Raw genomic sequence first — 244 nt, 5'->3', positions numbered from 1 at the left:
TGCTATTGTGTTTGTTGCTGTACATCACTTATCGTTTTATTACCTACAAACTCAAAACACAGGTTTTTACGTGTTTGATCCAGATAGGCTTGCCTTTACAACAGTGCTAATACACGCAGGTTATGCCATTGTTGAAGTGTTTGTTGCAGGCTATATTGCTAAAACATTGCAGCGCGAACGTAGTGCCGGGCTATCGCTAAGCTCAGCGACAGAGCAAATAATGCAAGACCCTAATCATATTAAA

General features: G+C 40.6%; 1 pseudogene. It reads left to right on the top strand.

The features are described 5' to 3' along the window. Window positions 1-244: pseudogene (locus AAEY62_RS24215) on the top strand (methyl-accepting chemotaxis protein); the annotation flags it as partial.

It is taken from the genome of Pseudoalteromonas sp. GW168-MNA-CIBAN-0100 (assembly GCF_040309225.1).
In the GTDB taxonomy this organism is placed as follows: Bacteria; Pseudomonadota; Gammaproteobacteria; order Enterobacterales; family Alteromonadaceae; genus Pseudoalteromonas; species Pseudoalteromonas arctica.
Note: the sequence above shows the minus strand (reverse complement) of the source record. Positions and strands in the feature narration are given on the sequence as shown.